Here is a 22,729-nt window from a genome sequence, read left to right as displayed (position 1 = left end):
CCACGGTTTCGCGGTCTCGGTCTGGAGAGCGCGCGCCCGCGCCGGACCGGCGCCGCCCGAGCCCCGGGCGAGGACCGCCCCGGGCCGCCGGAGCGGCCCGGGGGGCCGTCAGTCGCCGGTCAGGCCCAGGCTCTCGGCCTCCTTCGCCATCCGCGCGGCGGCGGCGGACGAGCCCGCCGCGTCGAGTTCGTGGGCGAGCTCCTCCAGCTCGCCCCCGCCCGCCATGAGGCCGGTGAGCTCCTCGCGGGTGATCTCCTCCTTGGTGTGGTACCCGATGCCGCGCCCGCGGTTGAGGATCAGGAAGCGGTCGCCGACCGGGTAGGCGTGGTGCGGGTTGTGGGTGATGAAGACGACCGCGAGGCCCCGCTCCCGCGCCTGGACGATGTAGCGCAGCACCACCCCGGCCTGCTTGACGCCGAGGGCGGCGGTGGGCTCGTCCAGGACGAGCGCCTCGGCCCCGAAGTGCACGGCGCGGGCGATGGCCACGCACTGCCGCTCGCCGCCCGACAGGGTCCCGATGGGCTGGTCGACGTCGCGCAGGTCGATGCCCATCGCGGCCATCTCCCGCTGGGTGGTCTCGCGCATCGACCTGACGTCCATCGCTCCGAAGCGGCCCCGCTTCTCCGAGCCGAGGAAGAAGTTGCGCCAGACCGGCATGAGCGGGACGACCGCGAGGTCCTGGTAGACGGTCGCGATGCCGCGGTCGAGCGCGTCGCGGGGCGATCCGAAGCTCACCTCCTCGCCCCGCACCTCGTAGGCGCCGGTGTCGTGGCGGTGCAGCCCGGCGACGATCTTGATGAGCGTGGACTTGCCGGCCCCGTTGTCGCCGAGGACGCAGGTGACCTCGCCCGCGGAGGCCTCCAGGTCCACGTCGCGCAGCGCGATGACGTTGCCGTAGTTCTTGCCGACGCCGCTGAGCCTGATGAGCGGCGCCCCCTTCGCGTCCGTCATGGCGTCCGCTCCACTCTGCGCCGCACCACCAGGTTGACCACGGTGGCGACCAGCAGCATCGCGCCGAGGAAGAACCGGAACCAGTCGGGGTTCCACTCGGCGTACACGATGCCCTTGTTCGTCATGCCGAAGATGAACGCCCCGATCGCCGCGCCGACCGCCGACCCGTAGCCGCCGGTGAGCAGGCACCCGCCGATGACCGCGCAGATGATGTAGAGGAACTCGTTGCCGACGCCCTCCCCGGACTGGACGGTCGCGAACGCGAACACCAGGTGCATCCCGGAGAACCACGCGCAGAACGCCACGCCCACGAACAGGCCGATCTTCACCCGGTCGACGGGGACGCCGACCGCGCGGGCGCTGCCGGCGGCCCCGCCCACCGCGAAGATCCAGTTGCCGAGGCGGGTGCGCAGCAGGAGCCAGGTGGCGATCGCCGTGAACGCCAGCCACCAGAACACGGTCACCTTGACGTTGACGCCGAGCACGTCCACGTCGGAGGCGAAGACCGCGCGGGCGGAGGCGAAGCCGTCCATGTCGCGGACGGAGTCGCTCGCGACGTTGCCGGTGAGCGCCTTCGTCACGCCGAGGTTCAGGCCCGCGAGCATGAAGAACGTGGCGAGCGTGATGATGAAGCTCGGCAGCCGCGTCCGGACGTACAGGACGCCGTTCACCATGCCGAGCGCCAGCGTCAGCACCAGCGAGATCACCACGCCCGCCCACACGTTCAGCGTGAACTGGTAGGCGGTCAGCGCGGCGATCAGTGCCGAGGACGTCACCATCACCCCGGCGGACAGGTCGAACTCGCCGCCGATCATCAGCAGCGACACCCCGACCGCCATGATCCCGAACGTCGAGGCCGCGTACAGGACGGTGGAGAACGAGCCGGCGCGCAGGAAGGCGTCCGCGACGATCGAGAAGAACGCGAACAGCGCCACCGCGCCGAGCAGCGCGCCGAGCTCCGGGCGGCCCAGCAGCCGCCGCACGGGCGACCGCCGGGCCAGGCGCTCGTCGGGGCGGGCCGCCGGCGGCCCGGCCACCGCCTGGGTCATCGCGTCCCCCGGTTCGCGAACGCCTCCAGCTGCGCCGCGTTCTGCTTGGTCACGATCGCGGGCCCGGTCAGCACGGGCCGTCCGCCGCCGAGCACGTTGCCGTTGTTCTTCAGCAGCCACAGCTCGTCGACGGCCCCGTAGCCCTGCAGGTAGGGCTGCTGGTCGACGGCGAACTCGATCGCGCCGGAGTTGATCGAGGCGATGAGGTCCTTGTTCAGGTCGAACGTGCCGACCTTGGCCTTGCTCCCGGTCTCCTTGACCGCGTCGACGGCGGTCGCGGCGAACGGGGCGCCGAGGGTGAGGATCCCGTCGATGCTCTTGTCGGCCTGGAGCTTGGCCGTGATGGAGGACTTCACCTCCGGCATGTTGGTGCCCTGGACGAACAGGTTCTGCAGGTCTCCGCCGAACGTCTTCTTCGCGCCGGCGCAGCGGTCCTCCAGGCCGACGTTGCCCTGCTCGTGGACGACGCACAGCGCCTTCTTGGCGCCGAGCTTCCCCAGCTCCGTGCCGGCCGCCTCACCGGCGATCGACTCGTCCTGCCCGAAGTGCGCGACCGCGCCGAGCTTCGCCGACTCCTCGGCGCCGGAGTTGATCGACACGACCGGCACCTTCGCGGCGGCGGCGCGGGCCAGCACGTCCTTCATCGCGTCCGGCTTGGCGAGGGTGACGATGATGCCGTCGACCTTCTTGTCGAGCGCGGCCTGGACGAGCTGGGCCTGCTTGCCGCCGTCCGGGTCGGCGGAGTAGAGGAACTCGACGTTGTCCTTGGCGGCGGCGGCCTTCGCCCCCTTCTGGACGATGTCCCAGAAGGTGTCGCCCGCGCCGGAGTGCGTGACCATCGCGATCTTCAACCGGGGGCCGGCGCCCTCCGGGGTCTCCTCGGACTTCTTGCCGCCCGAGCTGCTGCAGGCGCTCAGCGCCAGCAGCCCCGCGGCGGCCAGCACCGCCAGGCCCCTGGACGTCCCACGCGCGAAAACGCCTCTCATCGGCTGTTCTCCGTTTCTCCCCGAATGGTCGGTCTGAGGAGTTGATCACAGATGATGACGGCGCGTACGCCTATCCCTTTCATATCGGGCGCGGGCCTCCCGGGTGGAGTCCAGCGCCGACACCTCCGCGACCGGGACGTCCCACCATGCCTCACTGTCGGGGGTGTCCGCCAAGGGGTCCGTCTCAATGTGGACGACCGTCGTCCTCGGGGACTTGCGCGCCTGCTGGAGCGCGTCCCGCAGGTCGGCGGTCGTGGCCGCGCGGATGACGTCGGCGCCGAGGCTGGCGGCGTTGGCGGCGAGGTCGACGGGGATGGGGTCGCCGTCCAGGCCGGTGGGGGTGCGCAGGCGGTGGCGGGTGCCGAAGCGCTGGGCGCCGACGCTCTCGGACAGGTTGCCGATGGAGGCGTAGCCGTGGTTCTGGACCAGGACCACGACCAGTTTGATCCCCTCGGCGACGGCGGTGGTGAGCTCCTGGGCCATCATCAGGTAGGAGCCGTCACCGACCAGGACGAACACCTCCCGGTCGGGCGCGGCCATCTTCACCCCCAGACCCCCGGCGATCTCGTAGCCCATGCAGGAGTAGCCGTACTCGACGTGGTAGCCCTTGGGATCGCGCGCCCGCCACAGCTTGTGCAGGTCGCCGGGCATCGACCCGGCCGCGCACACCACCACGTCCCGCGGCCCGGCGGCCTCGTTGACCGCGCCGATCACCTCGGCCTGGGTGGGCGGCTCCCCGTTCCGGGGCGCGAAGGCCCGGTCGGCGGCGGCGTTCCAGTCGGCCGTCAGGGCCTGGGCGCGGTCCCTGTGCGCCTGCGGGACGGCGTAGCCGGTCAGGGCGGCGTGCAGGGCCCGGATCGCTTCGCGGGCGTCGGCCACGACCGACACTCCCCCGAGCTTGACCGCATCAGCGCGGGCGACGTTGATGTTGACGAACCTCACCGAGGGGTGGGCGAACAGGCTGTGCGAAGCGGTCGTGAAATCGCTGTACCGCGTCCCGATCCCCACCACCACATCGGCCTCACGCGCCAAAGCGTTGGCCGCGGCGGTCCCCGTCGCGCCCACCGCACCCACCGAACACCGGTGATCCCACGCCAGCGAACCCTTGCCCGCCTGCGTCTCGGCCACCGGAATCCCGGTCGCCTCGGCCAGCACCCGCAACTCCTCGGCCGCACCGGAATAGATCACCCCGCCGCCCGCCACGACCAACGGACGCTCCGCCCCCCGCAGCAGCCCCACCGCCTCCCGCAACGCCGCCGGCTCGGGCACCGCACGCGCGACCCGCCACACCCGCCGCGCGAACAACTCCTCCGGCCAATCGAAAGCCTCGGCCTGCACATCCTGCGGCAACGCCAACGTCACCGCACCCGTCTCGGCCGGATCGGTCAGCACCCGCATCGCCGCCAGCAACGCCCCCGGCAACTGCTCGGCCCGATTGATCCGATCCCAATACCTCGACACCGGCTTGAAGCAGTCGTTCACCGACACATCCAGCGAACGCCCATCCTCCAACTCCTGCAACACCGGACTCGCCGCCCGCGTGGCGAAAATGTCCCCCGGCAGCAACAACACCGGCAACCGGTTCACCGTCGCCAGCGCCGCACCCGTCACCATGTTCGTCGCACCCGGCCCGATCGACGTCGTACACGCCAACGTCGAAAGCCGATCACTCATCCGCGCGAACCCCGCCGCCGCATGCACCATCGCCTGCTCGTTACGCGCCATGAAATACGGCAGCCCACCACCGGACTCCAGCAGCGCCTGCCCCATCCCGGCCACGTTGCCATGCCCGAAAATCCCGAAACACCCCGCGAAGAACCGCCGCTCCACACCATCCCGCTCGCTGAACTGCACCGACAGGAAACGCACCAGCGCCTGCGCCACGGTGAGTCTCACGAGCGTCCCTCCGGCGAGGTCAGGGGCAGCCGGGGGTCCACCGGCTGCCCTTCCCAGGTGTCGCGGATCCAGGCGTGCGCCGGGTCGTCGCAGATGCGCCACGCGCGCTCCGGCGACGGCCCGGCCATCACGTTCAGGTAGTACAGGTCGTGCCCCGGCGGCGCCATCGACGGGCCGTGCCAGCCGTGCGGGATCAGCACGGCGTCGCCGCTGCGGACCTCCGCCAGCACGTCGATCGGACGTCCCGGCGAGCCGTAGACACGCTGGTAGGCCATGCCGTCCCGGGCGACCTCGAAGTAGTAGATCTCCTCCAGGACCGACTCGCCGGGCCTCTGCTCGTCATGCTTGTGCGGCGGGAACGACGACCAGCACCCGGCCGGCGTCAGCACCTCGCACGCGATCAGCTTCTCGGCGAACGGGAACCCCTCCGGCGTCCCGAAGTTGTTGACCTGCCGGCTCGCCGACCCCGCGCCCCGCAACTCCACCGGGACCTTCTCCGCCGGTCCGTAGCGCGGTGCGAGCCGCCGCTCGCACCGGGCGCCCGCCAGCGCGAACCGCCCGCCGCCGCGGACGGTCACCCGGGCGTCGCGCGGCACGTAGGCGAAGTCGCTGACCCGGGCGAAGACGTCCTCGCGGCCCTCCAGCTCGAACCGCTCGCCGTCGCACTCCACGGCGCACGACCCCGCCAGCGGCAGCACGATCGTCTCGAACTCACCGGTGTCGAACGTGTGGGAGCCGCCTTCCGGCAGCTCCAGAACCCGCAGCCCCGAATAGGCCCAGCCGGCCGACTCGGGGGTCACGACGAGCCCGTACGGGGCTTCGGCGGCGGTTCCGGCGGGGAGGTGGTACTTCATCGTGGCTCCTTGAGGAGTTCGTCGACCTCGTCTTGCGTGGGCATCGCGTCGGAGCAGGCGATACGGGACGCGACGATCGCCCCCGCGGCGCCCGCGAACCCGACGAGCCGCCGCAGGTCCCATCCGGCGAGGAGGCCGTGGCAGACGGCGCCGCCGAACGCGTCTCCGGCGCCGAGTCCGTTGACGACGTCCACCTTGACGGGGGGCACCTCCACGACCTCGTCGGCCGTCGCCGCGAGGACGCCTTCCGGGCCCATCTTCACGATGGCGAGCTCCGGGCCGCGGGCCAGGATCGCGCGGGCGGCGGCGCGCGGCTCCCGCTCCCCCACGGCGACCTCGCACTCCTCCAGGTTTCCGACCGCGACCTTCGCCCGTTCCAAGGCGAGGCCCGCCCAGTGCGGGGCCTCCGACGGGTCGTCCCACAGCATCGGCCGGTAGTCGAGGTCGATGACGGTCTGCCCGGGGTGCTCCCCCAGCGCGGTCAGGGTCGCCTCCCTGCTGGGCTCCTGGGAGAGGCCCGTGACCGTGGCCCAGACGATGCGCGCCGAGCGGATCGCGTCGAGGTCGAGCTCGTCCGGACGGATCTCCAGGTCGGGAGCCTTGGGGTAGCGGTAGAAGTACAGCGGGAAGTCGTCGGGCGGGAAGATCTCGCAGAAGGCCAGCGGGGTCGGCAGGCCGGGGACGGCGGTGACGAACCGGTCGTCCACGCCGTAGCCCCGGAGGGCCTTGTGGACGAACCGGCCGAAGGGGTCCTCCCCCGTGCGTGTGACGACGGCGGTCCTGCGGCCGTACCTGGCCGCCGCCACGGCGACGTTGGTCGGGCTGCCGCCGAGGTACTTGCCGAACGACTCGACGTCCTCCAGCGGCGTGCCCACCTGGTTCGGATAGACGTCGACGCTGACCCGCCCCATCGTGATGAGGTCGAACGTCATCGGGCCACCCCGGCGAGGTAGTCGAGGCTCCTGCGGACGTCGCCGCACGGTCCGGCGTCCCGCGCGGGTTCGCCGGTGAGGACGGTGTCCTGCTCCATCACCCACCAGCCTTCGTAACCGGAGACCTCCAAGGTCCGGATGATGTCGGGGATGTCGATGTCGCCGTCCCCGAGCGGCTTGTACAGACCGTCCCGCACCGCGCTCGTGTACGTGATGTCTCCCTTGAGTACCTGTTGGGCAAGTCCCACGTCCACGTCCTTCAGATGGACATGCGCTATGCGCGGCGCCGCGAAACGCGCCAGCCACACCGGATCGGTCCCGCCGACCAAGAGGTGCCCTGTGTCGAGGCAGAGCGGGATGCTGCATCCGCCCAGCACGCGTTCGACCTCGGCGCGCCGCTCCACGACCGTCCCGACGTGAGGATGCAGGGTGGCGAGCCTGCCGCGCTCGGCGGCGCGCGCGGCGATCGCGTCGAGGTTCGCGAGCAGCGCCGCCCACGCCTTGGTGTCGAGGACGGGGCGCTCGTCGTATCCGTCGAGTCCGGTCGCGGCGGCCAGGACGAGGACACCGTCGATGTCGTCCAGCGCCTGCTCGACCACGGGCAGCGGGTCGAACGCAGGGTCGTGCAGAACGACGGGCACGAACGCCCCTACGAGACCCAGGCCGAACGAGGTCAGCAGTTCGTCCCGCTCCTGCGCGGCCCTGGGGAGGAAGCCGTCCGGCCCCAGTTCCGTGGCGGCGAGGCCGAGGTCGCGCATCTCGGCGAGCACCCGGTCCGGTTCCATCTGGTGGCCCCAGCCGGGCACCTCGCACACACCCCACGAGATCGGCGCGCCGGCGATCCTCACCGCCGCACCTCCTCGACGGCCACCATCCGCCCTTGCCGCATGGACAGCTCGCACGCCTCGGCGAGGTAGAACGCCTCCAGCGCCTCTTCCGGCGGGCACGGATTGGCGCGGCGGCCCGCCACGACGTCCGCGAAGGCCCGCAGTTCGGCGTCGTAGGCGTCGGTGAAGCGCTCCATGAAACCGCCGTAGGGCGCCCTGGGCTGGTCCCCGTCCGGGAGCGCGGTCGCGGGCGTCCGGTCGTCCAGGCCGGCGATGACGCTGTCCTTGGACCCGAACAGTTCCAGGCGCGCGTCGTACCCGGCGGCGTTGTAGCGGGTGGCCGAGACCTGGCCGAGCGCCCCGTCGTCCAGGACGAGCATCGCCGAACCCGTGTCGACGTCCCCGGCCTCGCGGAAGAAGTCGTCGCCCCGGTTGGCGCCCACCGCCATCACGCGGACGACCTCGCGGCCCGTGACGAACCGGATGAGGTCCAGGTCGTGGATGAGGCAGTCGCGGAACAGCCCGCCGGAGGTGGGGACGTACTCGGCCGGCGGCGGCGCCGGGTCGAAGCTGCACGAGCGGACGGTGTGCAGCCAGCCGAGCCTCCCGGACGCGAGGGCCTCGCGCGCCGCCGCGTTCCCGGCGTCGAACCGGCGCTGGAACCCGACCTGCACCGGAACGCCGCCGCCGGCCGCCGCCCGGACGATTTGGAACGTTCCATCAATGTCGGACGCGAGCGGCTTCTCGCAGAAGACGGGGGTTCGCGCCGCCACGGCGCGCTCCACCAGGGCCGCGTGCGCGTCCGTGGCCGCCGCGACGACCAGGCCGTCCAGTCCGGCGGAGAAGAGCCCCTCGACGGTCTCCAGCGCGGTGACCTCGGACGGTCCCCCGCCCAGGCGCGCGGCCAGATCCCGGGCGCGCCCCGGTGCGGCGTCCGCGACGACCACCGCCTCGACCTCGGGCAACTCTCGCAACGCGGCGGCGTGGCGCGCACCGATGCGCCCCGCGCCGGCCAGTCCGATCCTCATCGATCCCCTCCCGGTGGGCGGTCAGATGGAGACACGAGTCTGATGGAGCGTTCCAGACGCGTCAACGCCCCGACCGTCCGCCTCTCCGGTAATGGAGGTGTCCGAAATCCCGGCCCTTACTCGGGGGCTCGGCTGTCGCCGGAGGCATACCAAGCGCTAGTTTTGCCCTATGCGGATCTTCGTCACCGGCGCCTCCGGGTTCGTCGGGTCCCACGCCGTCCGCGCCCTGCTCGCCGCCGGGCACCGGCCCCGCGCGCTGGTCCGCGACCCTGCCAGAGCGGCGCAGGTCCTGCGCGCCGTCGGCGTCGACCCCGGGGACGTCGAACTCGTCCCCGGCGACATGCTGGACGAGGACGCGGTCGCCGAGGCGCTCCGCGGCTGCGACGCCGCGATCCACACCGCCGCGGCCATCGGGGTGACCGGAGGCGCCGGCGACCTGGTGGAGGTGAACGTCCGGGGCACCCGCAACGTGGTCGGCGGCGCCGTCGCGCAGGGCCTGGCGCCGGTGGTCCACGTGTCGACGATCGCGGTGTTCGTCCCGCCGTCCGGCCCCGTCATCACCGCGGACGGCGCCCTGGCGAGCCCCCGGACCGACTACGGCCGGTCCAAGCTGGCGGCCGAGCACTACGTGCGCGGCCTCCAGGAGGACGGCGCGCCGGTCACCATCGTCTACCCCGGCGGCGTGTGCGGCCCGAACCAGCCGACGCTGGACGCGCTGATGGAGGGCCTCGCCGCCGCGCTCGGCAAGGTGTGGCCGCTTCCGGGCGGCGGCGTCTCGGTCGTCGACGTCCGCGACCTCGGCGAGGCGTTGGCACGTTCCGTCGAGGCGCGGCAGGGCCCCAGCCGCTGGGTGCTCGGCGGCCACTACCTGACCTGGCCGCAGTACGCCGACCTGTGCGACCGCCTCACCGGCGTCCGGTGCCGCCGCGTCCGCGTGCCCAGCCGCCTCATGCTCGCGCTGGGCTCCGTCCTCGACGCGGCCAAGCGCGTCCGCCGCTTCGACTACCCGCTCACCCGCGACGCCGCCGAGTTCATGGTCACGCTGGTGCCGACCGACGACCGCCCCGTCCTGGACGCCCTCGGGCTCACGCTGCGCCCCGTCGAGGAGACCGTCGCCGACGGCCTGCGCTGGCTGGCCGAGAGCGGCCATCTGAATCCGCGCCGGGCCGGACGGCTCGCCGCCAAGGAGGCCCCGATGCCGACCCTCGTCCAGCGCACCTTCGGCCCGGTCTTCCACCGGGTCTCGGGCGCCGAATGGTTCTCCCGGGTGGGGCCCAAGATCGTCCCGCCCGTCGACCGGACGCTGCACCGGCTCACCGGCGGACGGCTCATGCTCGGCCAGCTCCTCGTGCCGAGCCTCGTGCTGACGACGACCGGCGCCGTCAGCGGCCTCCAACGGCAGACGCCGCTCGCGTGCCTGCCCGACCGGGAGGGCGGCTGGTACGTCGTCGGATCCAACTTCGGCCGGGAGAAGCACCCCGCCTGGACGGGCAACCTCCTGAAGAACCCCGGCGCGCAGGTCAGCTTCCAGGGCCGCACCGTCCCGGTCACCGCCCACCTCCTGGACGACGTCGAGCGCAAGGAGATCTGGCCTCGCCTCACCGCCGTCTGGCCCGTCTACGACCGCTACGTGGAACGCACCGAGCGGCAGCTCAGGGTCTTCCGCCTGACCCCCCGCTAACGGCCGCGGAGGGTCCTGGAGAGCCGCCGGCCCAGGAGCAGGTAGGCGAGCACGACACCGATGACGTTCAGGATGACGTCGTCGACGTCGAAGGCCCGTCCCATCACGAACGTGCCCTGGACCGTCTCGATGGCCAGCGAGAGCATGCCGCTCACCAGCGCCAGCCGCAGGGGGCCGCGGAGGGTCGTCCAGACCAGGGGCAGGAGCACTCCCAGCGGCGCCAGGAGTATCACGTTGCCGCCGATCTGGAGGAGGGCCTCCTTCGTCGGGCGGTCCATATAGAACCGGAGCGACCTGCCGGGATCGGTGTTCCCGCCTGCCTGCCCGTTGTCATGGACGGGCGTCAGCGTGAGCCTGAACGCGAAATAGAAGAAGACGCCAAGAAAGCCCAACGCGATGATGACGACCAACGCGCGCAGGGCGACGACGTACCAAGGGACCCTCTCGCCCGCTGCTGCGGGCTGCCACATCTCGACCAACACGCGGCGCGGTCTGCCCCGTCCGCCGCGGTCCATGCACGGTCCCGGGTTTCGGGCGACCAGATAGTCCATTGAAGTCAGAACGCCCGTGCCGGGACGAACCCGGCACGGGCGTTCCGTGCGCCGCGATCAGACGGCGACCGGGGTGGTGGCGGGCTCCAGGGCCAGGTCCAGCACCTCGCGGACGTCGCTGACGGCGAACACCGTCATCGTGTCGAGCACCTCGGCCGGGACGTCCTCCAGGTCCGGCTCGTTGCGCTTCGGCACGATCGCGGTGGTGATGCCGAGCCTCGACGCGGCCAGCAGCTTCTGCTTCAGCCCGCCGATCGGCAGCACCCGCCCGGTCAGCGACACCTCACCGGTCATCGCCACGTCCGAGCGCACCGGGCGTCCCGACAGCAGCGACGCCAGCGCCGTCGTCATCGTGATGCCCGCGCTCGGGCCGTCCTTCGGGATCGCCCCGGCGGGCACGTGGACGTGCACGCCGCGGTCCTTCAGGTCGCCGACCGGCAGCTCCAGCTCCGCGCCGCGCGAGCGCAGGTAGCTGAGCGCGATGCGCGCCGACTCCTTCATGACGTCGCCGAGCTGGCCGGTGAGCGTCACGCCGGTGTCGCCGGTCTCCCGGTCGGCCAGCGACGCCTCGATGTAGAGCACGTCGCCGCCCGCGCCGGTGACCGCGAGGCCCGTGGCCACGCCCGGCACGCCGGTGCGGCGCTCGTTCCTGCTCAGCTCGACCTCCGGGGTGAACCGCGGCCGGCCGAGGTAGTCCTTCAGGTCGTCCGCGCCGATCCGGACGGGCAGCGCCGCCTTCCCGAGCGCGACGTTGGCCGCGACCTTGCGCAGCACCCGCGCGATCGAGCGGTCCAGGGACCGGACGCCGGCCTCCCGGGTGTACTCGGCCGCCAGCAGCCGCAGCGCGTCGTCGCCGAAGGCCACCTCGGACGCCTCCAGCCCCGCCTTGTCGAGCTGGCGCGGCAGCAGGTGGTCGCGGGCGATGGTGACCTTCTCGTGCTCGGTGTAGCCGTCCAGCTGCACCAGCTCCATCCGGTCGAGCAGCGGCCCGGGGATCGCCTCCACCACGTTCGCGGTGGCGAGGAACAGCACGTCGCTCAGGTCGAGCTCCACCTCCAGGTAGTGGTCCCGGAAGGTGTGGTTCTGCTCGGGGTCGAGGACCTCCAGCAGCGCCGCGGTCGGGTCGCCCCGGTAGTCGGCGCCGACCTTGTCGACCTCGTCCAGCAGGACGACGGGGTTCATCGTCCCCGCCTCGCGGATGGCCCGGACGATGCGCCCCGGGAGGGCGCCCACGTACGTGCGGCGGTGCCCCCGGATCTCGGCCTCGTCCCGGACGCCGCCCAGGGCGACCCGGACGAACTCGCGTCCCATGGCCCGCGCGACCGACTCGCCCAGCGACGTCTTGCCGACTCCGGGAGGGCCGGTCAGCGCCAGCACCGCGCCGCTCCTGCGTCCGCCCACGACGCCCAGGCCGCGCTCCTCGCGCCGCTTGCGCACGGCCAGGTACTCGACGATGCGCTCCTTGACGTCGTCGAGACCGGCGTGGTCGGCGTCCAGGATCTCCCGGGCGCCCGCGATGTCGTAGGCGTCCTCGGTCCGCTCGTTCCACGGGATGTCGAGGACGGTGTCCAGCCAGGTGCGGATCCAGCCGCCCTCGGGCGAGGCGTCGGACGACCGCTCCAGCTTGTCGACCTCCTTCAGCGCCGCCTCGCGCACCTTCTCGGGAAGGTTCGCGGCCTCGATCCGGGCCCGGTAGTCGTCCTCCTCGTCGGCCGGGTCGCCATTCAGCTCGGCCAGCTCCTTGCGGATGGCCTCCTGCTGCTGGCGCAGCAGGAACTCCCGCTGCGTCTTCTCCATGCCCTCCTGGACGTCCTTGCGGATGGTCTCCGCCACGTCCAGCTCGGCGAGGTGGTCGCGCGCCCATCCGATCACCAGGGTGAGCCGCTCCACGAGGTCGACGGTCTCCAGGACCTCGATCTTCTGCTCGTCGGTGAGGTACGGCGCGTACCCGGCGTTGTCGGCCAGTGTGGAGGGGTCGTCGATCTGCTGCACGACGTCCACGACCTGCCAGGCGCCCCGCTTCTGCAGGATCGCGCTGACCAGCCCCTTGTACTCCTTCGCCAGCTCCTGCGCCCGCCCGGTCGCCGGCGGCGCCTCCACCGCCGTCCCCTCGACCCACAGCGCCGCGCCCGGCCCGGTCGTCCCGGTGCCGATCCGCACCCGCTGCACGCCGCGGACGACCGCGCCCGGCTCACCGCCGGGCAGCCGCCCCTCCTGCTCGATCACGCCGAGCGTGCCGATGCCGGCGTACTGCCCGTTCAGCCGGGGCACCAGCAGCACGCGCGGCTTGGCCGCCGACCGGATGCCCGGCCCCTTGGTCTGCGCCACCGCCCGCGCGGCCTCGACGGCGGCCCGGACCTCGCCGCTCTCCGACAGGTCCAGGGGCACCACCATGCCGGGCAGAACGACCCCGTCCTCCAGGGGCAGCACCGGCAGCGTCAGGGTCTCGCTCATGCTCAGCTCCAACTCAGTAGGACACCCAACCGCAAGATTGAGTCACTCACACTCAAGAAAACGGAGCAGCATTTTGTTTCCGCAGCAACGTTCGCTCTCAGCGATCACACCCCGAGCCGGTTCTTCAAGGTCCAGATCACCGCCTCGACGCGCTGGCGCAGCCAGCCGGGGAACACCGCCACCGGCGGATCGGACTCGTCGGCGCGTGGTGGCCGGATCAGCACATGGCCCAGATCAGCGGCGGCCTTCCGCGCCCCGGCCCCGGCGAACCCCATCGTGCACACGATCGGGCACGACCCGAGCCCAGGCGGCTGGGCGTGCAGCAGGCGCACCGTCTGCAGCCGCTCCTGCCAGGACGGTGTCCGGCGGACCAGCCACGCCGCCACGGCCAGCAGCAGCGGGGCGGCACCGCGCAGATGACACACCGACCATGGGCGCCCTTCCCCGTGCCCACACCCAGTTCAGCAATTTCCCATCAACGATCTAGGCGCTGCACCCAGACGGCACCACGCGCCGCACCGGCTACGAACTGGTGTCCGACCGGACAATATTTCAATTATCTACGAGTGGTCAGTCACCCTCATCAACGTCTGCAACAAGTGCGCCACAGGCACGACATCCCTCGCTACGTCATGTCTATCTTCGGTCTCTCAACAACACGACGGAACGAGGCGGCGAGGAGATCCGCTACCAGTGCAGCCGGGACATCGCCAGCGTCATCATCGCCGTGTGGGACGCCAGCACGGCAAGCCCGCGCCCTCGTCCAGTAGTGAAATTGACGCTCGACACCCTGGACAGCTCCGAGGAGCACTGGACGACAACGGCGGCCGAGGCCTCCCCTCCCGATCGCCACGGCCCTAGCCGCCGAGAGCGGCTACACCCCCGACCCAGCAGGAGGAAAATGGGTCTGGGCCAGACTCAAACCATGACCCCACCGCAACGACTTGCGGCGTGTTGCTCCAAAGGGACGTCCCGTAGAGGCAACACGCCGCACGTCGATGCCCGAAAACGCCCCACTCGCCACTTACACAACAGTTCTTGCATTGAGCTCTCGCGTAGGACGTCACGCATAGGGGCAACGAGAACGACGTCTCAGTGGAGGTTCCTGGGGTGCCCCAGACCGAAAACCGCGGGCCATCCCGAGGGCGGGAACCAGAACACTCTGAATCGAGTCCAAAGAGCCCCAGTTTAGGTGTCGACCGAGGAGCAGCGATGGATGCGGACACTATGACCGCCGCCAGTGCCGTGGCGATCGCGATTGGGGCACTCGTGGTTTCTGTTGTTCAGACGCGGGCCATCATGCTGCACAACCGACAGTCGGTACGGCCGATATTGCAAATCAGGCGGAACCGTAAATACGACAGCCCCGGGGCCGGGCTAAGGATCATTAATAGCGGGCCCGGTCCTGCGGTGATCACGAAAACCATCGTCATGTTCGACGGCCAGGTCGTCGGGCCCTGGGACCGCGAGTCCGTCCGGAGCATCACTGACGGGATGCCGCACAAACCCCAGCTCAACTCCTTGGACGGAGCGGTCCTCGGCCCGGGATATGACGGCTACCTTCTCCGTCTCGACTCTTACGAACGCGAGGAACATGGGTGGTTCTGGGAGCTGATATCGGAGCGGCTCCAGTTGACCGTTCACTACGAGTCCCTCTACGGCGGCGAGGACTACGTGGTGATCAAGAGGACGGCCAGAGCGTGATCCATTCGTTCACGCGCCCGGCTGCCATCCCGGTCAGGGCCCACGATTCTGACCCGTGTCCGATTCGGCCGAGGCTGCCAGGACGCCCACGGCGTAGCGAGTGATGCACCTTGGAGCCCCGCCACCCCTCCGGCTCCGCGCTGATCCGGCCGCGTCGGATCAAACCGGAAAACTTCCCGGGAATCACATGCGCATCCCCGCGCCGGGCATCATCTGCCCGCGCGGCCGGTCCCGGGGCGCCCGCGCCCCGGGACCGGCCCACACGCCCGTCAGGCCCGGTTGAGCGCCCCGTCCTTGATCCGCCGAAGCAGACTCCCGAACGCATCGCCACTCACGGTCAACCGGCCCCCCATGGGGGTCCTTGGAATCCCCGATGGGCCGCTACGTCCCGGTGGTGTCTCCCCAGCCTTGGTTGCCGCTAGTAGCGGACGGCCCGAGATGGTTGGGTGTGGCGTGCTGTGCCTGACCGGCACGTTGGCCTTCGACGCCGCCTTCCACGCCCGCGACACCCTGAGCGAACTCGGCGTTCTGAGCACGCCCGCTCTCCCACCCGCCTTCTTGATCATCGACGTGGGACGCCTGCTGTTCTTGGGCATGGCGGGCCTGTGAGTCCTGCGACGCCACATCACCACCGCCGGTGGCAACGACCTCGTCGATTTCATCCTGGAAGTCACCGCATGACCGACGCCTTCCCCCGCCACCCCACCGTCGACCACGCCGCCGCCCACATCCACCCCGCCAACGGCTCGACCGCTGGCTGAGCACCGATCACACGCTCATCCCCTACGGGAAACGCTTCCATATAGAAACGCTGTCTAGCAGGGCCGACCGACCTCCGTAGCGCGTGCGCTGGTGGGTGCACTGCCGGTTGGATTTGCAGGACGGGCCCCCGCCCGTCAGGTCCAGGGCCAAGTGCCACTCCCACGGTTCGCTAGTCCTGGAGTGAGCGCCGTAGTTGGCCAGGGCCAGGAGCAGATGCGCGGACCCGCCCGGACCCCAGCCCGGGTGCGCTCGCCACGGGCAAGCACGAGAAAGCCATGGCGGGGGCTGCTGACGCGGGGCCCGGACGACCGGCCCTTCCTGACCGGCGCGGACGCCCCGCGCAGCAACTGCGCCGCATCGGCTACAAGCTGGTGGCCAACGAGTCGGAGAGTGCACCCGCCCCCCGCACAGGCGGCGCATGAACAGGCCGCGGGGCAGCCGCCGCAGACGTACCACCATGACCTGGGTGGGGTGCGAAGTGGGGTTGCGTCATTCGGAAGGAAGAGAGATACATGCGCCACCCAAGAACCCTGTTCGGCGTCGCGACAGGGACGGATGGCCGACTCGAACGCCCAGGTCAAGGGGCGGCCGTCATCGCGAGGAGGCCCTCCGCCGGACCCGGAACTCCTACAACGAAGCGACAGCGTTCCCGCCTCGCTTGCGCGGCAGCCGCTTGACACCCTTGGGCCGCGAGGTCTGCTGCCGGGGCGCGGTAGACCGCCGAGACCGACGGGGGCTTCCCGGTGTTGACGCCGGCGCGCGGGACATGAGAAGGGCCTCCGCCCGGCAGGAGCTGGAGACTCGACCCGGGGTGGGGCCCTTCCTCCCGCTAGGGGAGGTCCTGGACGCCGCGGAGCAGGTTCCAGAGGATCCACAGCCCGGCCTTGACGGCCTCCCCGGCGATGTGGACCTTCCAGTACCGCCGCTCCAGGTCAGCGCTCCGGTTGGCCCTCCGCTCCCGAACGTGTCCCCAGCCGCCAAGTAGCTGATCATTAGTGTCGGGATGTGGACGGGCGGCTGGGGATGTTTCCACCCGCAGGTGAGGTGGTTGCGGCCTGCGGGTACCGGATTACGCCTCGGTTGCGCCGGCGAATGCCTCGAGTTCGCTGAGGATGTCCGGTCCGGCCGGGACGTACACGATCTCGGTCACTCCGGCGGCGCCTGCCTCTTCGAACCGGGCTGCGATGGAGGCGGCGTCACCCGTCCAGCCGGGCTCCAGGATCGCTGGGCCGGCGGCGGTCACGACGGCGCGGTCGCGTTCGGTCAGCTGGGAGAGATGTCCCTGGTGGACAACGAGGTGCCGTTGGTTCTCGGGGCGTTCGGCTTCGATCGCGGTACGCCAGGCCTTGCCGCCGGGCAGGGCATCGACCGCGTTGCCGGTGTTCTGCCACACGGCGTGAACGATGCTGGCGTAGCCGGGGCCGGCGGCCTCGATGACCCGCGGGCTGGCGTGATCCTCACCCGCCCGCATGACGGTGCCGAACCTGAGCAGCGCGCACTGTGCCCAGCCACGATCACTTTCCGCCGGGACGCTGGTCATGACGACGCCGGGCGCGTCGAGCTCTCGCGCCGCCGTCGCCCCTTTCGGTCCGGCGGCTGCCACCCACAGCGGCACGTTGATCGGACGCGAGGCCCCAGAGCCGTGCAGTTGCATCATCTGGCACGGCCGGCCGTCGATCTCGACGACCTCGCCATCGAGAAGCCCCCGTACCTGCCGGATATAACGGACGGTATCGGCCCATGGGATGGGCTTCTTCCCCAGAGCGTGCCGGGCCGTGTAGCCGGTCCCGACGGCGACGATGAGCCGATCGGGCGCCAGCTCATGGATGGAGCCGATGGCTGATGCGGTCACCATCGGGTGACGCAGGCTCGGGACGGCTACCCCGGTGGCGAGCCCGATCCGGTCGGTCCCGGACGCGATGCGAGCCAGCGCCACCCACATGTCGCCGTGAAGCGCTGGTGAGTCGAACAGCCAGACGCGCTGGTAACCGAGCCGCTCTGCGAGCTTGGCCTTGTCGACGACATCGGCGGTCGGCGCAAGCGCGCAGGAGTAGCTCGGGCGAGCCGTCATGAGATGCTCGCGGTGGCGGGCTCCCACAGGGCGATCGTTGCGCCTTCCGGGTCCTGGATGACGATCACGGACCCGGCGGGGAAGTCCACTCGCGGCCGCACGATGGTGGCACCGAGTTCCATAGCTCGCTTTGCCGCATCCTCCAGGCCGGTCACCGGCGCGTAAGGGATCCACTGTGGCTGGCGGGTGTCGCCTTCGGCGAGCTGGGTGAAGCCGCCCCACGGGCCGTCTCCGTCAACGAACATCGGGACGGTCGCGGGTCCGGCGGGCACGTCGGCGACGGTCCAGCCGAACAGCTCGGTGTAGAAGCGTCGTGAGGCCTCGAGGTCAGCGGTTCGCAGGTCCATGAAGACGAACGGTGGGGTCATGATTGCCTTTTCTTCGTCGAGGTCGCGTTGCCTGCGCACCCAAGATTAGGACGCGCGTCCTGAACATTAGGACGAATGTCCCGACAGTGCAATCGAACCGATAGGCTCGTCCCTATGGGGTCATCGTCGGAGAGCCGGGCGAGGCAGTGGTCGCCGAATCAGCGCGCCAAGCAGGAGCAGATCATCGAGGCGGCGAAGGACATCCTTGCCCGTGAGGGCCTGGCCGCATGCACAGCTCGCGCGGTGGCCGATGCCAGCCCGCTGACCAAGAGCGCGATCCACTACTACTTCGATGACATGGACGAGATCATCGACGGCGCGATGGCGCGTCACATGAGCGGGTGCCTGGACCGCATCGCTGACGCGGCGAACCAGCAAGAGCGCCCTCTCGATCGTTTCTGGGCCGCCATCCGGACGTACCTGGAGATCTTCACAGAGCGGCCGAACGCAGCACTGCTGTGGTTCAGCTACTGGGTGGACGTGGGGCAGAAGTCCCGTCTAGAGCCGATCGATCGGATGCACCAAGCGATGATCGGTGCCCTTCAGGACCTGCTGGCCGCGATCCCCGTCGACGACCCACCAGCACGAGCCCACGCGTTGTTCTCCTACCTGCTCGGCACCCTCATGCAGCAGGCCGTACGTCCATTGCCCTTCTCTGGGTTGATGCCGGAGATCGCCACCGTGTGCCACCTGGACTCCACCCTCTCCTAAAGCCCAGCCGGAACCCCGCGCCAGGTCTCCCCTCCGGGTTTCTCGACGGCTCGGCAGGAGGAGCTGTGGTGTCGTTGGCGTAGTGGTGAGTCGCTGGGCTGTGTTGCCAGGGGCATGGAAGCGCAGCCACAGCATGTGCTTGCAGTTCCTGCTGCAGACCGGTGGACTGAAGATGCTTTGATCGTGTTTCGGGGTGAGGTGAGCGTCGGCGTGTTGTGAGCCGGACGCAGTGAGGTCTCCGGTAGATGGTTCATCGACCAAGAAGAACCTGAAACCGGAGCTCCGTGGCGGACGTGTCCGATTGCTACGGCGCCTGGCAGGCGGTCTACGGGCGGTTTCGCCGCTGGCGGCGTGACGGGACCTGGGCGCGTGTCCTGGCCGGGCTGCGGACTCGGGCGGACGCGGCCGGGTTGATCGGCTGGGAGGTCAACGTCGATTCCACCGTCGTGCGGGCCCACCAGCACGCCGGCGGCGCCCGGACCGGATCCGGGGCGACAAGGCCTACTCGTCCCAGGCGACCCGTGCCCGCCTGCGCCGACGCGGTATCGCAGCCACGATCCCAGGGCCGGCCGACCAGGCAGGCCACCGGCAACGCAGAGCAGCAACGGCGGCCGTCCACCCGCCTTCGGCCTAGACCCGCCACTTCCTCGCCGCTCGCCCGGACGGACCCCTGACCCGGCATCGCTCCGCCGTCCTGGCACTCGGCCGGCGCCTCTGGGGCGCGAGAAGCCGCAGCGGCAGCACCGACGTCATCACGCGATACGAAAGCGGCGCCTTCCAGCCACAGGCCATCGAGCGAACACTCTCAGTAAAGTCTGAGCAACAGATAGCGACCGGCGGTCTCCCGGCCGCGGATCGCGTCCCCCGAGGGCCAGAACGGCGGAACGGCGGGAACATCCGATGAACATGACGACCAGAATCACCGCGATCGCGGCGGCAGCCGGGCTGGTGCTCGGCGCCCACTCCAGTGCGGCGTTAGCCCTCGGAGCGCGGCCGGCGGCCGCGGCGGCGACCGGCGCGCGGGCTCAGGCGCCCGAACGGCACTGCGTGGTCCACCTGGGCGAGCGGGGGCGGACGAGCTGCCACCGCACCTTCCGCCAGGCCATCGCGGACGCCACCGGCGGCCGGGTCGCCGACGCTCCCCTCGACCCGGCCGCCGCGGTGTCCGACCAGACGTTCAACCACCACCTCGACTCGACGGCCGACGGCAAGAAGCACGCGCGGGTCGCCGTCCAGGACGCCATCGTGGTCTCCATCGAGTACCAACACGCCGACTTCGGCGGCTCCAGCAGGGTGTTCACGGGAACCCACCCGTGCACGGCCACCACTGGTGACGTGGACTTCGTCTACTCGAACCTGGCGGCGGTCGGCTTCGACGACACGATCTCGTCGTTCATGACCTTCGGCAACTGCTTCGTGTCCCACTTCGAGAACCCGGACTTCGGCGGCATCCGCACCGTGTTCGAGCCGACCCGGTCCTACATCGGCGATCTGATGAACGACCGGTCCTCGTCCCTGCAGTGGTCCTGACCCCTCGTCGCCCCGGTCCGGGACGGCCGTCCGTTCCGGACCGGGGCGGTCTGACGCGACCGTGCCCGGACGTGGCAGGCTCGGCGCATGGAGCGAACTGCGGGCGCTGAGCGCGGCGGATGGCGAAGGCGGGTCCGCGTGCTGCCGCCGGCCGCAGTGTGGTCGCCGGTGACCCCCTCACCAGGCCGCGCCGATGCGCATGGCGCACGGTCGCGCCGGCCGTGTCCGCCTTCGGCGCTGCCCTGGGCCCGGTGAGGGTGCGCGAATACCGTTATGTCGGCCCTGCCGACATCCTTGAGCAGGCACGGCCCGGGCGGCGCGGCCAGGCGATCGGGTCGCCGGGCGACCTCGCCGTCTGGCTGGCAGGGCAGACCGCGCAGGACGCGGGGGAACCGTTCACCTACGTGGTCGACCTGGGCGGGACGCTGCGCCTGGCCCCGCAGCGCAGCGAGCACGTCGCCTGCGCGGGCCGCGAGCCGGTGCTGGGCGCGGGTGAGATCACGTTCGCCGCGAGCGGGGGCGCCTGGACGGTCAGCGAGATCAGCAACCAGTCGACCGGCTACTGCCCCGACCCGTCCTCCTGGACGGCTGTCGCGGCGGCCCTCGACCGGGCCGGCCTCGAACGTCCCCCCGAGTTCACCCACCCGATCGTGTTCCGACGGTGCCGGCGGTGCCGCCAGCGCAACATCGTGAAGGACGACCACTACGTCTGCGCCGTGTGCGGGGGCGACCTGCCCGCCGCCTGGAACATGGACGAGCCCCACGCGCGCTGAGGCTCACGGAAAACCCGTTGCGGGCGGGGTCGGGGGCATGCAAGGGTCGGCGCGAAGATCTTGGATGCGCTACGGGAGGTCGCGCGTGTACACCGCTTCCGGCAAGGCCACTACCGGCGTCTCGGCGACGAGGCGCGCGGCGGCTTAGGCCGGCACCGCTCCACGACGCCGAGGCGATTCCGGCGGGGGGTCGATCCCCCGCTCTCCCGGCCTGCGCGGATTCCGCGCCGGTGTCGACTCGACGTGGAGCATCCTTGTCTTCTCCCCTGCCCGCGGCGGACGCCTCGATCGACCGCCGCACGCTCTTCCTTCTCTCTCTGACCTGCGGCGTCGCCGTGGGGAACATCTACTTCCCGCAGGCGGTGAGCCCGCTCATCGCGTCCGGGCTGCACGTGGCGCCGGACTCGGCGGCGCTGGTGGTGACCGCGGCGCAGTTCGGGTACGGAGCCGGAAACTTCCTGCTGGTGCCGCTCGGCGACCGGTTCCCGCACCGTCCGCTGATCATGGCGATGCTCGCCGTCACCGGCGCGGCGATGCTCGGCGCGGCGGCCGCGCCCGGGCTGGCGGCGCTGATCTGCGCGAGCGCCGTGACCGGGGTCACGACCGTCGTCGCGCAGGTCATCGCGCCGATGGCGGCCGGCCTGGTGGGTGCCGAGCGGCGCGGCGCGGTCATGGGGACGCTGCTGGCCGGCTCGATCGGCGGCATCCTGCTGGCCCGCACGTTCGGCGGGTTCGCCGGCGAGTGGCTCGGCTGGCGGGCACCGTACCTGATCGCCGCCGTCGCCACCCTGGCGATCGCGGCGGCGCTGGCGTTCACGCTGCCGGCGACCGTCCCGCCGTCGCGGCAGTCCTACCCGGCGCTGCTGGCCGCGCCGCTGCGGCTGCTGCGCGAGGAACCGGAGTTGCGGCGGTCGTGCCTCTACCAGGCGACGCTCTTCGGCGGGTTCCAGGCCGTCTGGACGGGCCTCGCGCTGTATCTCACGGGCCCCGGGTACGGGCTCGGGGCGCAGGCGGTCGGCGTCCTCGCGCTGGTCAGCGCCGGCACCATGGCCGCGATGCCCGCCGCGGGACGCCGGGTGGACCGGCGGGGCCCGGACCCGGTCAGCCTCGTCGCGATCACCGGGACGCTCGCGGCGGCCGGGGTGCTGGCGCTGGGCGCCCTCGGCGGAGCGCCGGGGCTCGCGGCGCTCGGCGCCGGGACGCTGCTGCTGGACGTCGCGCTGCAGTCCGGCATGATCGCGAACCAGGCGCGGATCTTCGCGCTGCGCCCGGACGCCCGCAGCCGCGTCAACACGGCCTACATGACGTGCGCGTTCCTCGGCGGCAGCACCGGATCGTGGCTCGGAGCGGCCGCCTGCACGCGGTTCGGCTGGACGGCCGTGTGCCTGCTCGTCGCCCTGCTGGCCGGCGTCGCGCTCGCCCGGCACCTGCTGCGCCGTCCCGGGGGCACCGGACCCGCGGGCCGGCGGGGCAACGCGGAGGCAAAGGCCCCTTCGCGATCTTGATTCTTTGCCTGGGGGCCGGTTTACGCGCGCATGACGCGAGGGTACCTAACGCAACGAGATCGTGACGCAGGGTGAACGGCAGGTACTCGGGCGGCA

20 protein-coding genes are annotated in these 22,729 nt (G+C 71.1%); 7 read left to right on the top strand and 13 right to left on the bottom strand.

What is annotated here, in order from left to right; all coding sequences use genetic code 11:
• Positions 1-108: 108 nt before the first annotated feature.
• Genes AB0C87_RS14390 through AB0C87_RS14355 form a run of 8 tightly spaced genes read right to left on the bottom strand, consistent with a single transcriptional unit; the run spans position 109 to position 8,523 of the window.
• Positions 109-951, bottom strand: coding sequence for an ATP-binding cassette domain-containing protein (locus tag AB0C87_RS14390; RefSeq protein ID WP_345187607.1), 843 nt, complete (start codon positions 949-951; stop codon positions 109-111).
• Positions 948-2,000, bottom strand: coding sequence for an ABC transporter permease (locus tag AB0C87_RS14385; RefSeq protein WP_345187609.1), 1,053 nt, complete (start codon positions 1,998-2,000; stop codon positions 948-950). Before AB0C87_RS14385 ends, AB0C87_RS14390 begins: the two co-directional genes overlap by 4 nt.
• Complete coding sequence (locus AB0C87_RS14380; protein WP_345187611.1) at positions 1,997-2,986, bottom strand: sugar ABC transporter substrate-binding protein; 990 nt, start codon at positions 2,984-2,986, stop codon at positions 1,997-1,999. The genes AB0C87_RS14385 and AB0C87_RS14380 overlap by 4 nt, the downstream gene beginning before the upstream one ends.
• 45 nt (positions 2,987-3,031) lie before the next feature.
• A complete protein-coding gene (iolD, locus tag AB0C87_RS14375) occupies positions 3,032-4,882 on the bottom strand; it encodes a 3D-(3,5/4)-trihydroxycyclohexane-1,2-dione acylhydrolase (decyclizing) (protein ID WP_360577770.1) in 1,851 nt (616 codons plus the stop codon).
• Complete coding sequence (iolB, locus tag AB0C87_RS14370) at positions 4,879-5,736, bottom strand: 5-deoxy-glucuronate isomerase (RefSeq protein WP_353835510.1); 858 nt, start codon at positions 5,734-5,736, stop codon at positions 4,879-4,881. Before iolB ends, iolD begins: the two co-directional genes overlap by 4 nt.
• Entirely contained in the window at positions 5,733-6,668 is a 936-nt protein-coding gene (gene iolC / locus AB0C87_RS14365) for a 5-dehydro-2-deoxygluconokinase (protein WP_345184556.1), read from the bottom strand. Before iolC ends, iolB begins: the two co-directional genes overlap by 4 nt.
• Positions 6,665-7,516 carry a TIM barrel protein gene (locus tag AB0C87_RS14360; RefSeq protein ID WP_353835511.1) on the bottom strand — a complete coding sequence of 284 codons (852 nt, stop codon included), beginning with the start codon at positions 7,514-7,516 and terminating at the stop codon, positions 6,665-6,667. Before AB0C87_RS14360 ends, iolC begins: the two co-directional genes overlap by 4 nt.
• A complete protein-coding gene (locus tag AB0C87_RS14355) occupies positions 7,513-8,523 on the bottom strand; it encodes a Gfo/Idh/MocA family oxidoreductase (protein ID WP_353835512.1) in 1,011 nt (336 codons plus the stop codon). The genes AB0C87_RS14360 and AB0C87_RS14355 overlap by 4 nt, the downstream gene beginning before the upstream one ends.
• Before the next feature lie 169 nt (positions 8,524-8,692).
• Here AB0C87_RS14355 and AB0C87_RS14350 point away from each other — a divergent pair, with 169 nt between their 5' ends.
• Entirely contained in the window at positions 8,693-10,204 is a 1,512-nt protein-coding gene (locus AB0C87_RS14350; protein ID WP_353835513.1) for a nitroreductase family deazaflavin-dependent oxidoreductase, read from the top strand.
• Here AB0C87_RS14350 and AB0C87_RS14345 read toward each other — a convergent pair.
• The 3 genes from AB0C87_RS14345 to AB0C87_RS14335 form a co-directional block, all read right to left on the bottom strand.
• Positions 10,201-10,686, bottom strand: a complete 486-nt coding sequence (locus tag AB0C87_RS14345) for a VanZ family protein (RefSeq protein WP_345184565.1) — start codon at positions 10,684-10,686, stop codon at positions 10,201-10,203. The genes AB0C87_RS14350 and AB0C87_RS14345 overlap by 4 nt on opposite strands.
• Positions 10,687-10,812: 126 nt before the next feature.
• Complete coding sequence (lon, locus tag AB0C87_RS14340; protein WP_345184567.1) at positions 10,813-13,209, bottom strand: endopeptidase La; 2,397 nt, start codon at positions 13,207-13,209, stop codon at positions 10,813-10,815.
• A 104-nt stretch (positions 13,210-13,313) separates the two neighbouring features.
• The gene (locus AB0C87_RS14335) at positions 13,314-13,634 is read right to left on the bottom strand and encodes a hypothetical protein (protein WP_360577767.1); all 321 of its coding nucleotides are present in this window, start codon (positions 13,632-13,634) and stop codon (positions 13,314-13,316) included.
• 787 nt (positions 13,635-14,421) lie between these two features.
• Here AB0C87_RS14335 and AB0C87_RS14330 point away from each other — a divergent pair.
• Together AB0C87_RS14330 and AB0C87_RS14325 are read left to right on the top strand one after the other, a co-directional pair.
• On the top strand, positions 14,422-14,913 hold the full coding sequence (locus AB0C87_RS14330; RefSeq protein ID WP_360577766.1) for a hypothetical protein: 492 nt from the start codon (positions 14,422-14,424) through the stop codon (positions 14,911-14,913).
• Positions 14,914-15,366: 453 nt separating this feature from the next.
• The gene (locus tag AB0C87_RS14325; protein WP_360577765.1) at positions 15,367-15,522 is read left to right on the top strand and encodes a hypothetical protein; all 156 of its coding nucleotides are present in this window, start codon (positions 15,367-15,369) and stop codon (positions 15,520-15,522) included.
• 1,222 nt (positions 15,523-16,744) lie between these two features.
• Here the strand turns inward: AB0C87_RS14325 and AB0C87_RS14320 are convergent.
• Complete coding sequence (locus AB0C87_RS14320; protein ID WP_360577763.1) at positions 16,745-17,746, bottom strand: LLM class flavin-dependent oxidoreductase; 1,002 nt, start codon at positions 17,744-17,746, stop codon at positions 16,745-16,747.
• Positions 17,743-18,114, bottom strand: coding sequence for a VOC family protein (locus AB0C87_RS14315; RefSeq protein WP_360577761.1), 372 nt, complete (start codon positions 18,112-18,114; stop codon positions 17,743-17,745). Before AB0C87_RS14315 ends, AB0C87_RS14320 begins: the two co-directional genes overlap by 4 nt.
• A gap of 114 nt (positions 18,115-18,228) precedes the next feature.
• Here AB0C87_RS14315 and AB0C87_RS14310 point away from each other — a divergent pair, with 114 nt between their 5' ends.
• The 4 genes from AB0C87_RS14310 (at position 18,229) to AB0C87_RS14295 (ending at position 22,633) form a co-directional block, all read left to right on the top strand.
• The gene (locus AB0C87_RS14310) at positions 18,229-18,825 is read left to right on the top strand and encodes a TetR family transcriptional regulator (RefSeq protein WP_360577759.1); all 597 of its coding nucleotides are present in this window, start codon (positions 18,229-18,231) and stop codon (positions 18,823-18,825) included.
• 906 nt (positions 18,826-19,731) lie between these two features.
• Positions 19,732-20,355, top strand: coding sequence for a hypothetical protein (locus tag AB0C87_RS14305; protein ID WP_360577757.1), 624 nt, complete (start codon positions 19,732-19,734; stop codon positions 20,353-20,355).
• 251 nt (positions 20,356-20,606) lie between these two features.
• The gene (locus AB0C87_RS14300) at positions 20,607-21,128 is read left to right on the top strand and encodes a hypothetical protein (protein WP_345184572.1); all 522 of its coding nucleotides are present in this window, start codon (positions 20,607-20,609) and stop codon (positions 21,126-21,128) included.
• A 254-nt stretch (positions 21,129-21,382) separates the two neighbouring features.
• Positions 21,383-22,633 (top strand): MFS transporter, encoded by a 1,251-nt coding sequence (locus tag AB0C87_RS14295; RefSeq protein WP_360577755.1) that lies wholly within the window; start codon positions 21,383-21,385, stop codon positions 22,631-22,633.
• Positions 22,634-22,729: the final 96 nt, after the last annotated feature.

Source organism: Actinomadura sp. NPDC048021, from assembly GCF_040653135.1.
Taxonomy (GTDB): Bacteria; Actinomycetota; Actinomycetes; order Streptosporangiales; family Streptosporangiaceae; genus Spirillospora; species Spirillospora verrucosospora.
Note: the sequence above shows the minus strand (reverse complement) of the source record. Positions and strands in the feature narration are given on the sequence as shown.